Origin of the sequence: Corynebacterium tuberculostearicum, from assembly GCF_032821615.1 — a bacterium.
GTDB classification, from domain to species: Bacteria; Actinomycetota; Actinomycetes; order Mycobacteriales; family Mycobacteriaceae; genus Corynebacterium; species Corynebacterium tuberculostearicum_H.
The window spans coordinates 24,901-42,303 of record NZ_JAVBIF010000013.1 but is presented as its reverse complement, the minus strand read 5'-3'; the positions used below and the strand labels follow the sequence as shown (position 1 = coordinate 42,303).

Genomic DNA, 17,403 nt, shown 5'->3' with positions numbered 1-17,403 from the left:
ATGGCCGCCATGACCGGCCTCATGTGGTTTCGCGATGACCTGCGCCTGCACGATAACCAGGCCCTTTCCCGCGCGGCCGAGGCCGCCGCGCTTGGCGACGCCCCCTTGGTCGCCGTCGTCCTCGACGAGCCTGCCTATCCCGGCACCCGCCCACTGGGCGGCGCGAGCACGTGGTGGCGCGAGCGTTCCCTCTACGCCCTCGCCCGCGACCTTGCCGGCCGCGGCGTAGAACTCATTCGCGCCGCCGGCGATGCCCGCGAGGAAATCCCCCGCCTAGCCGCAGAACTGGGAGCCACCACCGTCACGTGGACCCGCCGCTACCACGGCCCCTTGCGCGAGGTCGATGCGAGCGTCAAGGAAACCCTAACCTCCCAGGGCACTACTGCCACCTCCTTGCCCGGCTTCACCTTGGTCGAACCCTGGGAGGTCACCAATGGCCAAGGCCAGCCCTATAAGGTCTTTACTCCCTTCTCCAAGGCCGCCGCCTCCCAGGTGGCGGGAGATGAACCGGAGGGGGTGCCGGAGATGGGGGCGTCGGCAAGCAGTGCATCTGCCTGGCCCCAGCCCACCGAACCGGCATGGGCGGCATCGCTGGCCGAGCACTGGACGCCCGGCGAGGCCGGCGCGCGCGAGCGACTAGCCCAGCTGGACCTAGCCAACTATGCCGAGGAGCGCGATATCCCCGCGCTCAATGCCACCTCCCTACTCTCGCCCCACCTGCGCTTTGGCGAAGTCTCCCCGCGCGAGGTGTGGTTCGCCGCGGCCGAGGAGCCAGAGGCCGCCAAGTTCCACTCCGAGCTGCTGTGGCGCGACTTTGCCTGGCACCGCCTCTACTACCTGCCCAATCTCGCGACCGAAAACGTGCGGGAGAAATTCGACCGCTTCGACTGGTCCTGGGATGACCCGCGACTCAAGGACTGGCAGGCCGGCGCTACCGGCATTCCGCTTGTCGACGCCGGAATGCGCGAACTATGGGCCACCGGGTACATGCACAATCGCGTGCGCATGGTGGTGGGCTCCTTCCTCACCAAGAACCTGGGCATCCACTGGCGCCTGGGCGAGGAATGGTTCTGGGACACGTTGGTGGACGCCGATGCCGCCTCCAACCCGTTTAATTGGCAGTGGGTGGCCGGCTGCGGCGATGACGCCGCGCCCTTCTTCCGCATCTTCAACCCCGAAACGCAGGCCCAGCGCTTCGACCCCGACGGCGAGTACGTGCGCCGCTGGGCACCGGCGCTGTCCGCCCCGCCCATCGTGGATCTAAAGGAATCACGCCAAGCCGCGCTCGATGCCTATGCGGAGATCAAGGACTAAGCCGGCGGAAAAGGTGGACGTAAAGGTCTACCATGGGGCCAATGATGAGCCCTAGGATTCATTCTCAAGCGCATCCGCCCATTGGCAATACCCCACTCATGCGAGTGGAGGCGATTAGTCCCCGGCCGGATGTCCACCTCTATCTCAAACTCGAACAATTCAACCTCGGCGGTTCTGCAAAAGACCGGACGGCGCGAGCGCTTATCCAGGCGGCGCTTGCTGCCGGCGATATTCGCCCAGGTTCGACGCTAGTGGAATCTTCCTCCGGCAACCTGGGCATGGCTCTAGCTCGCCAAGCCCCGCTCCAGGGGATGAAGTTCCATTGCGTGGTGGATCCGCGGGTCAACGCCTCCACGGTGGCTACCATGCGGGCCTACGGAGCACACGTGGAATTGCTCGACCACCCCGATCCAGAAACCGGCGATTGGCTCACCGCCCGCCGCACCCGCGTGGCCGAGCTTTTGGAAGAGATCCCCGATTCTTTCAACCTCAACCAGTATTCCAATGAAGCCGCCTTCCACGCCCACGCGGAAGGCACCATGACTGAAATCCTGGACCAGCTCGGCCAGGCACCCAGCCATCTGCTCGTGGCCATGAGCACCACCGGAACCCTTGGCGGCTGCGTACGCAAGCTCTCCGAGCTGGGCGCCGACACCCACACAATCGGCGTTGATGCAGAAGGCTCCGTGCTTTTTGGCGGTGAGCGCGGCACCCGCATGCTGCCTGGCTATGGCGCCGGAATCGTCACCGAGTTATCCACCAAGTTTTCGCCTTCTTCCGTGGAGAGGGTTCCGGATCTCGATGCCATCGTTGCCGCCCGACAGCTCGCTCAAGCAGAGGGCCTGCTGCCTGGCGCTTCCGGCGGTGCCGTCATCGCCGCCTTCCAACGCCTCGCGCCCTCCCTGCCGGCAGGGGCCGAAGTGGTTGCCGTGCTGCACGACGCCGGCCAGCCTTACCTCGACACCATCTATAACGACTCCTGGGTGTGCGAAAACTTCGACATTTCGCCCGCTGAACTTGCCGCGCGCATCGAGGGGTCGGCGCAGTGACTTCTTCTCGTCCTGCCCGCCGCATTGCCATCATTGGAGGTGGACCGCGTGGACTTTGGGCCGTCGAGGAGCTCCTCGAGCGCGCCCGCGTTCCACTCGATGTCACCGTCTTTGACCCCTACCCCGCCGGTGCGGGCGCCGTCTACCGTCCGCAGCAGCCGCTACAGTGGCGCCTCAACGTCAACTGCGCCATCGTCACTACGGCCCACGATAATTTCAACGCCTGGCGCACCCGCCGCGGCGAAGACACCACCGATGCCTTCCCACCGCGGGCCCAGGTGGGCCAATTCCTCGCCGATACCTGGTCCGCCGCAGTACGCCGCGCGCCGGCCCACGTTCGCCTTCGCCACCTGCCGCACCGCGTGACCGCGGTAAGCGCCGAAGGAGAAGGGTTCTTGGTCGATGGCGCCCCCTTCGACGAAGTCCTAGTCTGCACCGGCCACGACCATCTCCACGCTGGGTCCTTGGCCTATGAGGCCTCTTGCGTACCGCTCACCGGTCTCTACTTCGGTGCCGATCTCCCGAGCTCCGCACGGCGGATCGGCGTACGCGGTGCTGCCTTGAGCTTCATCGATGTGTGCCTGCTGTATGGCGATACCGCCGAAACCATCTACCCGGTTAGCCGCAGCGGGCGCTTCATGGAGGTAAAGCCCTCCCCAGAGACACCGCTGCCGGAGGTATCACCGCGGTGGCGGCAGGCCTGCGCGCATATCGACAACGCTGCGGAGCTGCGTGAGATCCTCATCGGGGCTGCAGGCGAGTTCGGTGACTTCTCAACTGCGGACCTCGCCTCAGTTATCGACGGTCAGGATTTCACTGGCGATGCCGTCGCTGAGCTCGAGGCTTCCCTACGTGCGGCCGAAGGTACCGGTCCGCTCACCCCGGCCGCGGCCGTGGGCGCAGCGTTTCGTGGGGTATTCCAAGAATGCGTCGATTGGCACAAGGTGCATGGCCCCATGCCCGGCTTTCGCGAGCTTTCACGCACCCTTGAGCGCGTGGCTTTTGGTCCGCCACCGGTCACAGCTAGGCGTCTGCTCGAGTTGATCCACTCCGGTGTGGTGAATACCGACTACCTAGGCATGCCTGGGCAGATAGATTCTTGGCGGGAAAAGGGCGGCGTGGACCTGCTTATCGACGCCACCGTTGCTCCCCAAGCCACCCCCTCCCCCTTCCACGACGTTGCTGGCGTGGTGGAAATTGGCCGGATGAATGAGCTCTCCCTGCCCGGCCATGACTCCCTTAACCGTTCCGTGCACGATGACATCCCCCGCTGGGCGGAGAAAGTAGGAAACCCATGACCACCACCCCTGTAGAACCCCTATCCGTCCACGGCACCGTCCCCTTGCGAGCCCGGTGGGAACGGTGGATGCGTGAGCTTGTCGAAAACCCGCAGCACGTCAGCGCATTGACCTCGCGCTACGGTTCGCCGGTGAACGTGTTGAATTCCGCGCCGTTGCGCCACAATGCCCAGGAGTTGCTCGATGCGGGCGCTTCCCACGGCGTGGCGACTCAGGTATTTTTCGCACGCAAAGCCAATAAGGCGCTGTGTTTTGTCGATGCTGCGCGCGATGCCGGGCTCGGGGTGGATGTAGCCAGCGAGAACGAGCTCCGCCAAGTGCTCGACCGCGGTGTCGCCCCAGAGCGCATCATCCTCAGCGCCGCTATCAAAACAGATGGCTTGCTCCGCCTCGCGGTTTCGCGGGGAGTTACTATCTCTTGTGATTCTCGCGCCGAGTCCCGCCGCATCGCCGCCATCGCGCAGGCATTAGACACCACCGCCCACGTGGCGCCACGCCTGGCTCCAGATCCGGACTCCCTACCTCCCACCCGCTTCGGCGAGAGGCTGCCGGCATGGCGGCAAGCCGAGTGGCCACAGGAACTTCGTGTTGCGGGCGTCCACGTGCACCTGCATGGCTATAGCGAGGCCGACCGCCGAACCGCCCTTGCAGAGGCAATTGCCTTGATCGAGCATGTACGCGCATTGGGCCAGCCCGCAGGTTTCATCGATATCGGCGGCGGGGTGCCCATGAGCTACCTGGAATCCCGCGAGCAGTGGGAGAATTACCTCGAGCGCATCGCCTCCCAACGCGCTGGTACCGGTGAACCGTTCACGTGGAAAGCGGATCCGCTCTCCAATACTTACCCCTTCTGGCAGGAGCCAACGCGCGGTCAGTGGCTGGACCAGCTCCTCTCCGGTGATGTCCCCGTCTACGGCACCGCTGGCACGGCGCTGCGCGAGCGGGACATCGCCCTGCATCTAGAGCCGGGCCGCAGCCTCCTCGACGGCTGCGGAGTCATCCTCACCGAGGTGAGCTTCCTCAAAGAACGCTCCGATGGCCTGCCCCTTATCGGCGTGGCGATGAATCGCACCCAATGCCGGACCGCCGCAGATGACATCCTGCTCGACCCCCTCCTGGTACCCACGGCCGGCCCGGCAAAGGAAATCTCCCGCGAGCCACGCACCGGCTTTGTGGTGGGTGCCTATTGCATTGAAGACGAGGTTATCCTGCGCCGCGAACTGGACTTCCCGGATGGCATTGCCGTGGGAGATACCCTCGCCATTCCGAATACAGCCGGGTATTTTATGCACATCCTGGAGTCTTCTTCCCACCAAATTCCTTTGGCGCGCAACGTCTACTCCGACGGCGACGATTGGGTGCCAGACGATATTGACGCCGTGTAGCTGCAGGCGGGCTAAGACATAGAAAAAGGGCTTCGAGGAATTCCTCGAAGCCCTTTAGCTTTAAGCGCAGTGCGCTAAACCGATTTACTCGGTGTAGCCCTTAACCACGGAGCCGTCAACCGGGATGCCCGGGCCGGAGGTGGTGGAGATGGTAGCGCGCTTAATGTAGATGCCCTTGGCGGAAGAAGGCTTCAGGCGCTGGATCTCGTCCATGAGGGCGCCGTAGTTCTCAGCCAGCTTCTCAGCATCGAAGGATGCCTTGCCGATGATGGCGTGCAGGTTAGCAGCCTTATCAACGCGGAAGGAGATCTTGCCGCCCTTAACCTCAGCGATTGCCTTAGCAACATCTGCGGTAACGGTGCCGGTCTTCGGGTTCGGCATCAGACCACGCGGGCCCAGGACGCGAGCAACGCGGCCAACCTTGGCCATCTGATCCGGGGTAGCGATAGCAACGTCGAAATCGATGTTGCCCTCGTTGATCTGCTCGATCAGTTCAGCGGTGCCAACGATGTCAGCGCCAGCTTCCTGAGCGGCGGTAGCCTTCTCGCCCTCAGCGAAGACAGCAACGCGAACGTCCTTACCGGTGCCGTTAGGCAGGGAAACGGTGCCGCGAACCAGCTGGTCAGCCTTGCGCGGATCAACGCCCAGACGGAAGACGACGTCAACGGTGGCGTCGAAGTTCTTGGAGGAGGTCTCCTTGGCCAGCTTGGTAGCCTCGATCGGACGGTACAGGCGGGACTTATCTACCAGTTCCGCAGCGGCCTTATAAGCCTTAGACTTGGTGCTCATTTAACAATTCCTTTTCTGGATTGGTGTGGTGTTCGGCGGGCCGTAGCTGGCCCTACCACATAAAGTTTTTACTTCTCCGGTGCGCCATCAACGGTGATGCCCATGGAGCGGGCGGTACCGGCGATGATGCGAGCGCCGTTCTCGATGTCACGTGCGTTCAGGTCCGCAAACTTGGTCTCTGCGATTTCCTTGCACTGATCCCAAGACACAGAGCCGACCTTGTCGGTGTGTGGGACGCCGGAGCCCTTCTTGATGCCAGCGGCCTTCAGCAGCAGCTTAGCTGCCGGCGGGGTCTTCAGCTTGAAGTCGAAGGAACGGTCCTCGTAGACGGTGATCTCAACCGGAACCACGTTGCCACGCTGGTTCTCGGTAGCGGCGTTATAAGCCTTGCAGAACTCCATGATGTTGACGCCGTGGGCACCCAGTGCCGGGCCAACTGGCGGTGCCGGGTTAGCGGCGCCTGCCTCGATCTGCAGCTTGATGAAGCCGGATACCTTCTTCTTAGGAGCCATCGAATTACCTCTTTCCTGTGTTACCGGGATGTCCGCCACGATGAATAACGGGATCCCGTCCGGATGCTCACCTTCAGTGGGCCACCGGAGGATGAAACGTTTTCTTATACGCACGCCAAAGGCGCACGGCGTTCCAGTTTAGAACACCGTGCGCCCTGCACAAAATCACTTTTAGGAGATGCGCTCGATCTCGGTCGGCGACAGCTCCACCGGGGTCTCGCGGCCAAAGATGGACACCAAGCCCTGCATCTTGCCGGTCTCTGGGTCAATCTCGGAAATGGTCGCAGATACGGCGGCCAGCGGGCCGGACAGGATAGTCACTGCCTCGCCCACCTCGAAGTCGTGCGCGTACTTCTTGGCCTCTTCCTTCTCCGGCATAGCCACAACCTGCTCGCCCTCTGCCTCGTTCGGTGCAGCATCGCCCTTGGTGGACGGCGCCTCGTTGGGCATCAGGAACTTAGCCACGTCGCGAGTCTTGACCGGGGTGGCGTTACCCTCGTTGCCCACGAAGGAGGTCACGCCTGGGGTTTCGCGGATGACGGACCATGCGGCGTCGTTAAGCTCAGCGCGAACCAGGACGTAGCCCGGTAGCAGCTTGCGCTTCACAATCTTCTTCTTGCCGTCCTTGTTCTCCAGGACCTGCTCAATAGGTACAACGACCTCGAAGATGGAATCTTCTACCTCGAGGGTCTGGGCACGCATGTCCAGGTTGGTCTTTACCTTGTTTTCGTAGCCGGAGTAGCACTGAATGATGTACCACTGGCCCGGCTGCTTCTTCAGTTCGCGGGTAAAGGCGCGCAGGCGCTTGCGGTAGGCGGCATCCTCGGACTCGTCTTCGCTGGCCTCAGGGGCTGTGCCCTCGGCCTCTGCTTCGGTCGCTGCCGGTTCCGCCGCGTTGGTGGACTCGGCGGACTCGCCTGCAGCGTCAGTGGACTCGGCCGTTCCTTCAGCTTCTTCCGCTGCCGGAGCGGCTGGGGTAGCGTCCTCCTGCTGTGCTTCTTCTACGGAGCTAGCGTGCTCTGCCGCCTGCTCCTGCACGTTGGACTGCATTGCCTCTTCCAGGGAGGTGCCTACGGTTTCGACGTTGTTCTCGTCGCTCATAATTCTTTCTCCAAAAATTCCTCGGCGCGTTGCGTAGGACCAGCCTACCCGCCCGCGTATGGGCAAAAAGTATCCCGCCGTTCCTTTAAGCGGAAACAGCGGGATAAAAGATTATGCGCTTATCTTACTAATCTGAGAGAACCTGCTCAACTCCGAGACCTGCCAGGGTGTCAACGCCCCAGACCAAAACGGTCAGCACGATAAGGAACGCAAAGGTAATGAGGGTGTACTGCAGCATCTCCTTAGCGGTAGGCCACACCACCTTCTTCATCTCGGATGCTACCTCGCCCGGGAAGGCGGCTACGCCACCACCTGGGGTGTCATCGTGGTTCTTATCCTCGACGCGGACGACGTGCTTATCGGCGTAGTCCGCGGAGGACGTGGTAGCCGCACCAGAGAGCTGACGCTTACCGGTCGGGCGCGATGCACCCGAATTCTTCGGCTGCTGCTCATCGCTCACAGCTAACCCTCCTTGGGAACTAAATCTAATAGGGCGCTTAGCGCGCACCTCCATAACTTTGTCAACCCTAGCAAAGCTTGCACAGCATGAAAAGCTGACCACGGCATTTGCAAGGCGTGGCTTTGATAACAAGTGGGCGGGCCAAGCGCCGAGAGGAAAATAGGGCATGAAGAAACCCCGCCATCTGAGGTGACGGGGTTCACTGTGCAGGGGCGACAGGACTCGAACCTGCAACCTACGGTTTTGGAGACCGTTGCGCTACCAATTGCGCCACGCCCCTATTCTTTTATTCCTTGATGCCTAAGCATCAAGCGTTGAAGACCTTACCAGAGCCATAGTTCCAATCCGAAACTAGGCACAGCCTGGGCCGTCTTCAGCGCGGTAATAAAAAAGCGCCCTGCGGGCGCCTTTCTTTCCCGGTAGCGATGGCGAGAATTGAACTCGCGACACAGCGATTATGAGTCGCTTGCTCTACCACTGAGCTACACCGCCATATTCACCTTGGGGGAATTTCTTCCTCCGAACATGAATGGAGCCCCCTGACAGAATCGAACTGTCGACCTTTTCCTTACCATGGAAACGCTCTGCCGACTGAGCTAAGGGGGCACATCCTAGCGTTGAACACATCGCTATTTCGTTGTGCTCTCCGTTGCGGACTCCAATAATCTAACCCGCTTTCTACGTTTTACACAAATCGCCACGTCAGAGCGCAAAAATGCATAGCTCCTGTGACACCTTTTCGCGCCTTTTAAAGGCAGTTAGACAAACGGCATGGCTGCCCACCCCTGCGGGCCGCTCGGCCACGTCTCCTACCGTGCCCCGACAGAAGTGTGAAGGCATGTGGATTGGGCGGTTGTGGGAAAAAGGGGCGTCGGCAAGCGTGGCAATGCTCACCGCCGGCAGTGACCCCTCGGCACGCACGCTGGTGGCTGAGTCCAGTGAGGCTTTCCGCAGTTGTTGAAAGGCCGCACACAAGGCCATTGATTCGGGGCCCTGAGGGTTTAAGCTTGGTCTGTAAAATCCCCCACCCGATACCGAGGAGCGCAGATATGTCCGCTACCGATATTGCCACCCCACACATCAATCCGCAGGGCGCGCCCATTGCGGAAACCATCCTCCTGCCCGGTGACCCACTGCGGGCGAAGTTCATCGCCGAGAACTTCCTGGAAGATACCGTCCAGTTCAACGGTGTGCGCAATATGCTGGGGTTTACCGGAACTTTTAACGGCAAGCCCATCTCCGTCATGGGCTCCGGCATGGGCATTCCCTCCATCGGCATCTACTCCTGGGAGCTCATCCACAACTACGGCGTAAAGAAGCTCATCCGTGTCGGCTCCATTGGCGCCATGCAGGAAGACATTGAGCTGCACGATGTCATCGTCGCCTCGTCTGCATCCACCGATTCCAACTTCTTGAGCCAATACAACCTGCCGGGTAGCTACGCCCCCACCGCCTCGTGGAAGCTCCTCAAGGCCTTGGTGGATCAGGCCGAAAAGCAGCAGGCCCACATCCACGTGGGCAATATTTTGAGCTCGGATATCTTCTACAACTTTGACCAGAGCGTTAACGAGCGCTGGGCGCACATGGGTGTGCTCGGCGTAGAGATGGAATCCGCAGCGCTTTATGCCACCGCGGCTGAGGCCGGCGTCGATGCGCTGGGACTTTTCACCGTCTCCGACAACCTGGTGCACGATACCCACCTCTCCGCGGAAGAGCGCCAGACCGCCTTCCGCACCATGATTGAACTCGCGCTTCCGCTCAACGCGCTCGACTAAAAGGATCCTCTCCCCCGTGACTTCCACCCACCCCACCGCTTCCCCGCAGGACAAGCGGACAGGCTCCGCGGTAAACCCCAAGGTTGCCGTACCTATCCTGCTCTTTGTCTTCGTCTTCTCGCTGGTCATTGATAACGGCTTTAAGACGATGACCATGCCGATCGCCCAGGCGCTGGACATCTCCGTTAAAACCGCCTCCCTCCAGGCTTCCCTCGCCGGCGTGATCATCGGCATCGGCGCCGTAGTCTACGCCGCGCTGGCGGATTCCATCTCCATCCGCAAGCTCATGCTCACCGGCGTTGTCCTCATCGCCGTGGGCTCGCTTTTGGCCTTCGCCTTTTCCAGCTTTTGGCCCATGGTGCTCACCGGCCGCCTCATCCAAACCGCCGGCCTTGCCGCTGCGGAAACGCTTTATGTCATTTACGTGACCAAGCACTTGAGCGAGGCCGACCAGAAGACCTACCTCGGCTTTTCCACCGCCGCCTTCCAGGCCGGCCTGCTCATCGGAGCGCTGACCTCCGGCTTTATTTCCACCTATGTCTCTTGGACGGCGATGTTCCTCATCCCGCTCATCCTCATCCTGGCCATCCCGCCGATTATCAAGCTGGTGCCAGAAGATGAAGCCGTGGAAGGCCACCTCGACGCCCTAGGCCTGTTTTTCATCGCGGTCTTTGCCACCGGCCTGACCATGTTCATGCAAGAATTTAACTGGGCATGGCTCATCTTTGCCGCCCTTGGCGTCGTAGACTTCATCATCCACATCGGCGACGCCAAACACCCCGTGGTCACCCCGGAGTTCTTTACTAACGGCCGCTACGTGTGGACCATCCTCATGGTCTTCTTCGTCTACTCCACCCAGATGGGTTTTATCTTCCTGCTGCCATTTGCCGCACATGACCTGCACGGCATGAACATCGATAAGGCCTCCCTGCTGATGATCCCGGGCTATATTTGCGCCATCCTCATCGGCATTTTCTCCGGCAAGATCGGTGCCGTTTTGTCCTCTCGCGCCACCATCTACACCGCCTTCGCCCTAGTTGCCGGCGCGCTGGTGGCGGCCGCGCTCTTTGTGCAGCTTCACGTCGCCGTACTCATTCTCGCCATCGTGGCCTTTGCCTCCGGCTTTGCGCTGATGTACGCCCCGCTGGTCAATACCGCGCTGCGCAATATCGCCGCCGCCAAGTCCGGCATCGCCATCGGCTTTTATAACCTGACCATCAATATCGCCATCCCGCTGGGCATTGCCTATACGGCAAAGCTGCAGGACCTCACCAGCTATAACACCGTGCTGTGGATCCTCGCGGCCGTCGCCGCCATCGGCATTGCCCTGTATATCGTCTCTGACCTCAAGATGGCCCGTTCCGAATCCCGCCTAACCCGCTAAGGAGAACAATTATGACTTCCCGCACCGACGTTGCTTCCATCATCGACCACACCCTGCTCAAGCCGGAGGCCACCCCGGATCAGTTCCTCGCCTTGGTGAATGAGGCGGCCGAGCTGGGCACCTACTCCGTCTGCGTTTCCCCGTCCGCCCTGCCCATCGAGGTTCCAGAATCCTTGCACATTGCCACCGTCGTGGGCTTTCCTTCCGGCGCCGTGAAGCCGGAGATTAAGGCCGCTGAGGCGGCCCGCGCGGTTGCCGATGGCGCCGAAGAGGTGGACATGGTCATCAATATCCCACTGGCCATCGAAGGCCGCGCCGAGGATCTGCAGGCCGAAATCCAGGCCGTGCGCGATGCCATCCCAGGCAAGGTACTCAAGGTCATCATCGAGTCTGCCGCGCTTTCCGACGACGCCATTGTCCTCGCCTGCAAGGCCGCCGCAGCCGCCCAGGCGGACTTTGTCAAGACCTCCACTGGTTTCCACCCGGCCGGCGGCGCCTCCGTACACGCCGTTAAGCTCATGCGCGAGACCGTAGGCGACAAGCTAGGCGTCAAGGCCTCTGGCGGCATCCGCACCGCCAAGGATGCCTTGGCCATGATTGAGGCCGGCGCAACCCGCCTGGGCCTGTCTTCCTCCGCCAAGATCCTCGAGGAGCTCTAAGCCATGTCGAAGGCCGCCGCCGTGGATTATGACTACGCCCGCACCTGGGCCGAGCACGACCCCGATCCGGACACCGCCCGCCAAGTGATGACCTGGATTGAAGAGGGCAATACTGACGAGCTCGCCGCCGCCTTCGCCGGTCCCCTCGCCTTCGGCACCGCAGGCCTGCGCGCCGCCGTGGGCCCGGGCGAGTCTCGCATGAATCGCGCCGTAGTCATCCGCACCACCTATGGGCTTATCGCCTGGCTCAAGCAGCACGTGGACGCCCCAGTGGTAGCCATTGGTTGCGATGCCCGCCACGGCTCCGCGCAGTTCCAGCGCGATGCTGCACAGGTCATCTCCGCGGCCGGTGGCAAGGCCTTGGTTCTGCCAGCGCAGAACCCCACTCCGCTGACCGCCTTCACGGTCCGCTCGCTCAAGGCGGATGCCGGAATTATGGTCACTGCCTCGCATAACCCGCCGGCCGATAATGGCTACAAGGTCTACCTGGGCGGCCGCATCGCCACCGGCCCGGCTGAAGGCGTACAGCTGATTTCACCCGCCGATGCCGAAATCGCCGCCGCCATTGCCGCGGCACCCCATGCCGATGAAGTCCCGCTATCCACCGAGAACATCGCGGACGTCGATACCCGCGCCGAGTACCTCGACCGCGCCGCGCAGCTCGTGGGCGCACAAACCGATGTCACCATCGCGCTGACCGCCATGCACGGCGTCGGTGCTGCCTTGGGCGAAAAGCTGCTGACCCGCTGTGGGTTCCGCGTCTCGCTGGTTCCTGAGCAGGCCCAACCGGATCCCGATTTCCCCACCGTCTCCTTCCCCAACCCGGAAGAGCCCGGTGCCCTCGACCTAGGCATCCGCCACGCTGAGGAGATCGGCGCCGATATTCTTATCGCTTATGACCCGGATGCGGATCGCTGCGCCGCCGCCGTGCCCACGTCCTCAGGCACGTGGCGCCAGCTCACCGGCGATGAAACCGGCGCCCTTTTGGGCGACTATCTTGCCCGCCAGGGTGCGACAGGCAACTTCGCCAACTCGCTCGTCTCCTCCCGCCTGCTCGGGCGCATCGCCGCCCACTATGGCCTCGGCCACGAGGAGACGCTCACCGGTTTCAAGTGGATCGCCCGCACCCCGGACCTCGCGTTTGGTTATGAGGAAGCCATTGGTTTCTGCCCCGACCCCACCGCTGTCCGCGACAAGGACGGCGTTGCTACCTCCGTAGTGCTCGCCAGCCTCGCGGCCGAGTGCAAGGCCGCAGGAACCACTGTGCTAGAGCGCCTGGAAGGCATCTACGCCACCGTGGGTGCCCTCTACACCCAGCCGCTGACCTTCCGCGTCGATGACCTCAGCATCATCGCCCAAGCGATGGATAAGGTCGCTTCCACCCCGCCCACGGAACTGGCCGGTTCCCCCGTGGCAAAGGTAGAGAAATTCGCCCAAGGCTCCAAGTTCTTCACCAACAACGATGACCGCGTCATCGTGCGCCCTTCCGGCACCGAGCCGAAGCTGAAGTGCTACCTCGAATCCCCCGACGCCGACCGCCTCGATGCCATCGCGGCCGACCTGCGCGCCTACTTTGGGATTTAAACCCCTCCCCGCTCCGCGCTCTCTAACTGGTCCTTTCGAGATTGCTTAGGGCCAATGAGGGTGCGGACTAGTGGGCTCGCTGCCGCCAGTCCCACGACAACGGGGCATCAAGGTTAGAAAGGCTATTTACGCCAGGGAGCGCTCCTCCAACTGGTGGGAAATCGCTGCGTTTATTTTCCGGTGCGCCCGATAACTGCGAGTCCGATTGCGCAGATGCGCTTGCTGCGCGGCCTGCGCTACTCGCTGGCTTTGAAATAGGTGAATCTCGTTTACCCCGTCCAGCATCGTTCGGATCTTCTTCATATCCCATATCCTATCGCTAAACCCCGTACCTTCATCTCTACAGTGACTTTCTGCGACTGATGGTATGGCTACCGAGCACGCCTGTTGGTACACAGCGCCTCAGAACGGTGTAGTTTGCTGGTCCTGAAGACCAAGATGAGAGGAATTAGATGAGTACAGAACCCCACCATTCATCCTTAACAGTTTTGCTAAAGATTGCAGTTGGTATTTCATTATTGCTCTGCCTCGGCTATTTCATTGGCGGTTTGAATGCGGTATACGTGGCCAAGGCTCTGGCGGAATCGGATTCCACCTCATTGCCAGATATTTCTCGTAGGTTAGGAAATGGATTTTTCTACTTCAAGATCGGCGGGGTATTCCTAGCTGTATTCCTCGTCGGTGCCTATGCGGTGTTCCACAAGGCTCAAAGATCCCGCAGACAGGCGCCCTTCCGATAGCACCCGCCACAGCCCCAGGTACGACGGAACCCCGCAAGCTTTTGCTTGCGGGGTTCATTCTGTGCCAGGTAGAAGATTCGAACTTCTGAAGGCAATGCCGGCGGATTTACAGTCCGCTCCCTTTGGCCGCTCGGGCAACCTGGCATGCACTGTGTGGTGCGAGTAAGTACTTTACTACGAACCACCCTCCCACCTACAAATCGCCAGCGTAGTAGGGGCGAATGGGGCGGGAATAAGGGGGCATCGCCAAGCAGCTAGCCCACGCGGCGCACCGTGTAATCCGCCAATTGACGCAAGGCCTGGCTCGCGGAGTTCTCCGGTAGCACGGCGAGCTGCTCCTCCACCGTGCGCAGGTAGGCCTTGATGTCCTCCAGCGCCTTCTGACGGCCACCAGACTGGTGCAGGAGCTCGATGGCGCGCTCCACCTCGGCGTCGGAATGCAGCGGTCCAGTAAGCAGCTCACGCAGCTTATCGCCCACTTCGCCCTCTTCCTCCAAGGCGTAGAGAACCGGCAGGGTAAATACGCCCTCGCGCAGGTCCGTGCCCGGGGTCTTGCCGGACTCCTTTGGGTCAGAGAAGATGTCGATGACATCGTCCACAATCTGGAAGATCATGCCGATGGCACCACCAATGCGGTGCAAGGCTGCGGCATGCTCGGCCGAGGCGCCAGAGTGGTAGGCGCCCAGGTAGCCCGCAGAGGCGATGAGCACCGCGGTCTTTTCACGGATAACGGCCGTGTAGTGCTCCACGGCATTGGCCTCACCCGCCCCGATGGTCTCGCGCATCTGGCCGGTCACCAGCTCTTCAAAGGTATCGGCAAAGTGGCCCACCGTGTGGGTATCCAGCTCACTCATCAGGCGGGAAGCATGCGCCAGGAGCGCATCGCCGGCGAGGATGGCCACGGAATTATTCCACCGCGAATTGGCAGATTCCACGCCGCGGCGGCGGTCCGCCTCATCCATGACATCGTCATGATAAAGCGTGGCTACGTGCACCATCTCCACGACGGTGGCGGCCTTAACCACCTCTTCGCAGCCCGGACGCGGACCATACTCGGAGGCCAGCAGCGCCATCATGGGGCGAAAGCGCTTGCCACCGGCCTTAGACAAGTGGCTGACCTTGTCCTTCAAGAAGTCCTGGCCGCGGTCGATTTCACTGCGCAGCTTGTCTTCTACTGCTTCCATGCCCGCACCAATGCGCTCGTTGAGCTGCGGATCACCAAGATCCACGTGCGTGGCATGCGATTGACCGTGAGTCATTAAATAGTGTTCCTTGCAACTAAAAGCCAGAGATAATCGATTACCTACCGTAGTCCAAACTGCGCCCCTAAACACACTCGAGGGGTCGAACTCATGCAATGATAGTCCTCATGTCGGAGCAGATCGATTCCCAAACCTATGTCGAGGTCGCCATCATTGGCGCTGGGCCGGCCGGAGCCGCCGCCGCGATCCATGCCGCACGCGCCGGCTATGACACCCTCCTTATTGATTCCGCGACGTTTCCCCGCGATAAAACCTGCGGCGACGGGCTTACCCCGCGCGCGATGCACCAGCTCAATGAGCTCGGCATTGCGGTCAACGCCTCCTATCGCAATCGCGGCCTGAAGCTGCACGGATACGGCGGCGATATTACCGCGCCTTGGCCGGAGACCTATCCCTCCCAAGCGGGCACGGCCCTGCCGCGCTTCCGCTTTGATGCCCTGCTTGCCGACGCCGCCCGGGAAGCCGGCGCCACCCTCCTCACCGGCACCCCCGCCACCGATCCCGTGCTCGAGGGCAACCGCGTGACCTCCTTCCGCGTGGGAGAGGCCACCGTACATGCCAAGTGGGTCATCGTGGCCGATGGCGTGCGCTCTACCTTTGGTAAGAAGCTCGGCCGCACCTGGCACCGCGAGGAGGTCTATGGCATTGCCGCGCGCTCCTATGCTTCCTCTACGCATGCCACTGAGCCCTGGATGCACTCCCACGTTGAGCTCAAGGACGAAGAAGGCGAGGTGCAGCCCGGCTACGGTTGGATCTTCCCGCTCGGCCCCGAGCTTGGCCAGGTCAACATCGGCCTCGGCGCGCTGTCGACCGCGCAGCGCCCCGCCAAGATCAACACCAAGAAGCTGCTCGAGTTCTACGCCGCCCAACAGCGCCCCGAGTGGGGACTCGGGGAAATTGAGCACGTTACCTCTGCCTTACTGCCCATGGGCGGCGCGGTGTCTAACGTGGCCGGCGCCAATTGGATGATCATTGGTGATGCCGCGGCCTGCATCAATCCCCTCAACGGCGAGGGCATCGACTACGGCTTGGAGACGGCTGCGCTGGCCGTAGCCCTGCTCGGCCCGAAGGATTTTACCCTGGCCTGGCCGGCCGTCTTGCGCGAACACTACGGCGAGTCCTTCCTCTTGGCCCGCACGGCCGCGCGCTTGCTTACTTATCCGCAGTTCCTACCGCTGGCCGGTCCGCTGGCCCTGCGCGGGCCCATCGGCCGCATGCTCATGCCGGCCGCTGCGCGCCTGATGGGCAACCTCATTACTGACGATGACCGCGACCTCATCGCACGCACCTGGCGCGCCGCCGGCCGCACGGTCTCGGCCCTTCGCCGCGATACGCCCCTTTGGGATTCGACCGCGGCATAGCCTCCCCGCCGCAGTCCTCTAGGCGCGGGCGGAGCAGCGCCTAGGCTGGCTTTACCGCCGAGTGCAGCGCCACGATGCCGAAGGTAAGGTTCTGCCAGCCGGCCTCGGCCCAACCATTGCGATTGATAACCGCGGCAAGCTCCTCCTGCCCCGGCCACGCACGAATGGATTCCGCGAGGTAAATATATGCCTCCGGATTAGAAGAAACCAGGCGCGCTACCGGCGGGAGCAGACGCATCAAGTATTCCTTGTACACGGTGCCAAAAATCGGTACCACCGGGGTGGAAAATTCCGCCACCGCAAGGCGCCCGCCCGGCTTGGTCACGCGCGCCATTTCGCGCAGGCCGAGTTCAAAGTCGTGGATATTGCGCAGGCCATAAGAGATGGTCACGGCGTCAAAGGTGTTATCCGCAAACGGCAGCTGCATGCCATCGCCAGCCACCTTGGGCACGTCGCGCTCACGGCCGGCGGCCAGCATGCCACGGGAGAAATCACACGCCACGCACCACGCACCGGACTTGGAAAGTTCAACGGTGGACACGGCGGTACCCGCTGCAAGGTCCAGGACCTTCTCGCCCGGCTTCAGGTTCAAACGCTCGCGGGTGCGCTTGCGCCAGTGCGCGTCCTGCCCAAAGGACAGCACGGTATTGGTGAGGTCGTATTTCTCGCCCACGGCGTCAAACATGCGCGCCACATCGAAGGGCTTTTTATCCAGATCTGCCTTAGACAC

17 protein-coding genes and 4 tRNA genes are annotated in these 17,403 nt (G+C 61.9%); 10 read left to right on the top strand and 11 right to left on the bottom strand.

Annotation, left to right across the window (positions count from 1 at the left end; translation table 11 throughout):
- Positions 1–9: 9 nt before the first annotated feature.
- Genes RAE09_RS09310 through RAE09_RS09295 form a run of 4 tightly spaced genes read left to right on the top strand, consistent with a single transcriptional unit; the run spans position 10 to position 5,046 of the window.
- Positions 10–1,314, top strand: coding sequence for a cryptochrome/photolyase family protein (locus tag RAE09_RS09310; RefSeq protein ID WP_316981543.1), 1,305 nt, complete (start codon positions 10–12; stop codon positions 1,312–1,314).
- A 32-nt stretch (positions 1,315–1,346) separates the two neighbouring features.
- On the top strand, positions 1,347–2,363 hold the full coding sequence (locus tag RAE09_RS09305; RefSeq protein WP_080971156.1) for a pyridoxal-phosphate dependent enzyme: 1,017 nt from the start codon (positions 1,347–1,349) through the stop codon (positions 2,361–2,363).
- Positions 2,360–3,661 carry an FAD/NAD(P)-binding protein gene (locus tag RAE09_RS09300; protein ID WP_316981542.1) on the top strand — a complete coding sequence of 434 codons (1,302 nt, stop codon included), beginning with the start codon at positions 2,360–2,362 and terminating at the stop codon, positions 3,659–3,661. Before RAE09_RS09305 ends, RAE09_RS09300 begins: the two co-directional genes overlap by 4 nt.
- The gene (locus RAE09_RS09295; RefSeq protein ID WP_316981541.1) at positions 3,658–5,046 is read left to right on the top strand and encodes a type III PLP-dependent enzyme domain-containing protein; all 1,389 of its coding nucleotides are present in this window, start codon (positions 3,658–3,660) and stop codon (positions 5,044–5,046) included. Before RAE09_RS09300 ends, RAE09_RS09295 begins: the two co-directional genes overlap by 4 nt.
- Before the next feature lie 84 nt (positions 5,047–5,130).
- On the opposite strand, the gene rplA is transcribed toward RAE09_RS09295, so the two are convergent.
- From rplA to RAE09_RS09260, 7 genes are all read right to left on the bottom strand, one after another.
- Complete coding sequence (rplA, locus tag RAE09_RS09290) at positions 5,131–5,835, bottom strand: 50S ribosomal protein L1 (protein WP_316981540.1); 705 nt, start codon at positions 5,833–5,835, stop codon at positions 5,131–5,133.
- Between the two features lie 68 nt (positions 5,836–5,903).
- Complete coding sequence (gene rplK / locus RAE09_RS09285; protein ID WP_005327961.1) at positions 5,904–6,347, bottom strand: 50S ribosomal protein L11; 444 nt, start codon at positions 6,345–6,347, stop codon at positions 5,904–5,906.
- A 171-nt stretch (positions 6,348–6,518) separates the two neighbouring features.
- Positions 6,519–7,448 (bottom strand): transcription termination/antitermination protein NusG, encoded by a 930-nt coding sequence (nusG, locus tag RAE09_RS09280; protein WP_316981539.1) that lies wholly within the window; start codon positions 7,446–7,448, stop codon positions 6,519–6,521.
- Positions 7,449–7,575: 127 nt separating this feature from the next.
- Positions 7,576–7,908: a preprotein translocase subunit SecE gene (secE, locus tag RAE09_RS09275; protein ID WP_204610288.1), complete on the bottom strand. Its 333-nt coding sequence runs from the start codon at positions 7,906–7,908 to the stop codon at positions 7,576–7,578.
- Between the two features lie 207 nt (positions 7,909–8,115).
- Positions 8,116–8,188 (bottom strand) — tRNA-Trp (locus RAE09_RS09270).
- A 140-nt stretch (positions 8,189–8,328) separates the two neighbouring features.
- Positions 8,329–8,400 (bottom strand) — tRNA-Met (locus RAE09_RS09265).
- Positions 8,401–8,438: 38 nt separating this feature from the next.
- A tRNA-Thr gene (locus RAE09_RS09260) sits at positions 8,439–8,514 on the bottom strand.
- Positions 8,515–8,957: 443 nt separating this feature from the next.
- Here RAE09_RS09260 and deoD point away from each other — a divergent pair.
- From deoD to RAE09_RS09240, 4 genes are read left to right on the top strand one after another with little or no spacing between them, the layout of a single operon-like run.
- Positions 8,958–9,683 carry a purine-nucleoside phosphorylase gene (deoD, locus tag RAE09_RS09255; RefSeq protein ID WP_040424899.1) on the top strand — a complete coding sequence of 242 codons (726 nt, stop codon included), beginning with the start codon at positions 8,958–8,960 and terminating at the stop codon, positions 9,681–9,683.
- Positions 9,684–9,699: 16 nt separating this feature from the next.
- Entirely contained in the window at positions 9,700–11,067 is a 1,368-nt protein-coding gene (locus RAE09_RS09250; protein WP_316981538.1) for an MFS transporter, read from the top strand.
- Positions 11,068–11,078: 11 nt separating this feature from the next.
- Positions 11,079–11,726, top strand: coding sequence for a deoxyribose-phosphate aldolase (gene deoC / locus RAE09_RS09245; RefSeq protein ID WP_316981537.1), 648 nt, complete (start codon positions 11,079–11,081; stop codon positions 11,724–11,726).
- Positions 11,727–11,729: 3 nt separating this feature from the next.
- On the top strand, positions 11,730–13,310 hold the full coding sequence (locus RAE09_RS09240) for a phospho-sugar mutase (RefSeq protein ID WP_316981536.1): 1,581 nt from the start codon (positions 11,730–11,732) through the stop codon (positions 13,308–13,310).
- Between the two features lie 126 nt (positions 13,311–13,436).
- On the opposite strand, the gene RAE09_RS09235 is transcribed toward RAE09_RS09240, so the two are convergent.
- Positions 13,437–13,613, bottom strand: coding sequence for a hypothetical protein (locus tag RAE09_RS09235; RefSeq protein WP_023020515.1), 177 nt, complete (start codon positions 13,611–13,613; stop codon positions 13,437–13,439).
- A 149-nt stretch (positions 13,614–13,762) separates the two neighbouring features.
- Between RAE09_RS09235 and RAE09_RS09230 the strand changes: the two genes are divergently transcribed.
- Entirely contained in the window at positions 13,763–14,050 is a 288-nt protein-coding gene (locus tag RAE09_RS09230) for a hypothetical protein (protein ID WP_152680468.1), read from the top strand.
- Between the two features lie 62 nt (positions 14,051–14,112).
- Here RAE09_RS09230 and RAE09_RS09225 read toward each other — a convergent pair.
- Together RAE09_RS09225 and RAE09_RS09220 are read right to left on the bottom strand one after the other, a co-directional pair.
- Positions 14,113–14,194: transfer RNA gene (locus RAE09_RS09225), tRNA-Tyr, on the bottom strand.
- 110 nt (positions 14,195–14,304) lie between these two features.
- Positions 14,305–15,309: a polyprenyl synthetase family protein gene (locus RAE09_RS09220; RefSeq protein WP_049358687.1), complete on the bottom strand. Its 1,005-nt coding sequence runs from the start codon at positions 15,307–15,309 to the stop codon at positions 14,305–14,307.
- 98 nt (positions 15,310–15,407) lie between these two features.
- Here RAE09_RS09220 and RAE09_RS09215 point away from each other — a divergent pair, with 98 nt between their 5' ends.
- Positions 15,408–16,673 carry a geranylgeranyl reductase family protein gene (locus RAE09_RS09215; protein ID WP_316981535.1) on the top strand — a complete coding sequence of 422 codons (1,266 nt, stop codon included), beginning with the start codon at positions 15,408–15,410 and terminating at the stop codon, positions 16,671–16,673.
- Positions 16,674–16,713: 40 nt separating this feature from the next.
- On the opposite strand, the gene RAE09_RS09210 is transcribed toward RAE09_RS09215, so the two are convergent.
- Complete coding sequence (locus tag RAE09_RS09210) at positions 16,714–17,403, bottom strand: demethylmenaquinone methyltransferase (protein ID WP_239278152.1); 690 nt, start codon at positions 17,401–17,403, stop codon at positions 16,714–16,716.

Bases quoted from the DNA above. Each gene is read 5' to 3' on its own strand.
- RAE09_RS09295 (WP_316981541.1), top strand. From the start codon at position 3,658: ATGACCACCACCCCTGTAGAACCCCTATCCGTCCACGGCACCGTCCCC.
- deoC (WP_316981537.1), top strand. From the start codon at position 11,079: ATGACTTCCCGCACCGACGTTGCTTCCATCATCGACCACACCCTGCTC.
- RAE09_RS09240 (WP_316981536.1), top strand. From the start codon at position 11,730: ATGTCGAAGGCCGCCGCCGTGGATTATGACTACGCCCGCACCTGGGCC.
- RAE09_RS09235 (WP_023020515.1), bottom strand. From the start codon at position 13,613: ATGAAGAAGATCCGAACGATGCTGGACGGGGTAAACGAGATTCACCTA.
- nusG (WP_316981539.1), bottom strand. From the start codon at position 7,448: ATGAGCGACGAGAACAACGTCGAAACCGTAGGCACCTCCCTGGAAGAG.
- deoD (WP_040424899.1), top strand. From the start codon at position 8,958: ATGTCCGCTACCGATATTGCCACCCCACACATCAATCCGCAGGGCGCG.
- rplK (WP_005327961.1), bottom strand. From the start codon at position 6,347: ATGGCTCCTAAGAAGAAGGTATCCGGCTTCATCAAGCTGCAGATCGAG.
- RAE09_RS09215 (WP_316981535.1), top strand. From the start codon at position 15,408: ATGATAGTCCTCATGTCGGAGCAGATCGATTCCCAAACCTATGTCGAG.
- RAE09_RS09310 (WP_316981543.1), top strand. From the start codon at position 10: ATGACCGGCCTCATGTGGTTTCGCGATGACCTGCGCCTGCACGATAAC.
- RAE09_RS09305 (WP_080971156.1), top strand. From the start codon at position 1,347: ATGGGGCCAATGATGAGCCCTAGGATTCATTCTCAAGCGCATCCGCCC.
- rplA (WP_316981540.1), bottom strand. From the start codon at position 5,835: ATGAGCACCAAGTCTAAGGCTTATAAGGCCGCTGCGGAACTGGTAGAT.
- RAE09_RS09230 (WP_152680468.1), top strand. From the start codon at position 13,763: ATGAGTACAGAACCCCACCATTCATCCTTAACAGTTTTGCTAAAGATT.
- RAE09_RS09220 (WP_049358687.1), bottom strand. From the start codon at position 15,309: ATGACTCACGGTCAATCGCATGCCACGCACGTGGATCTTGGTGATCCG.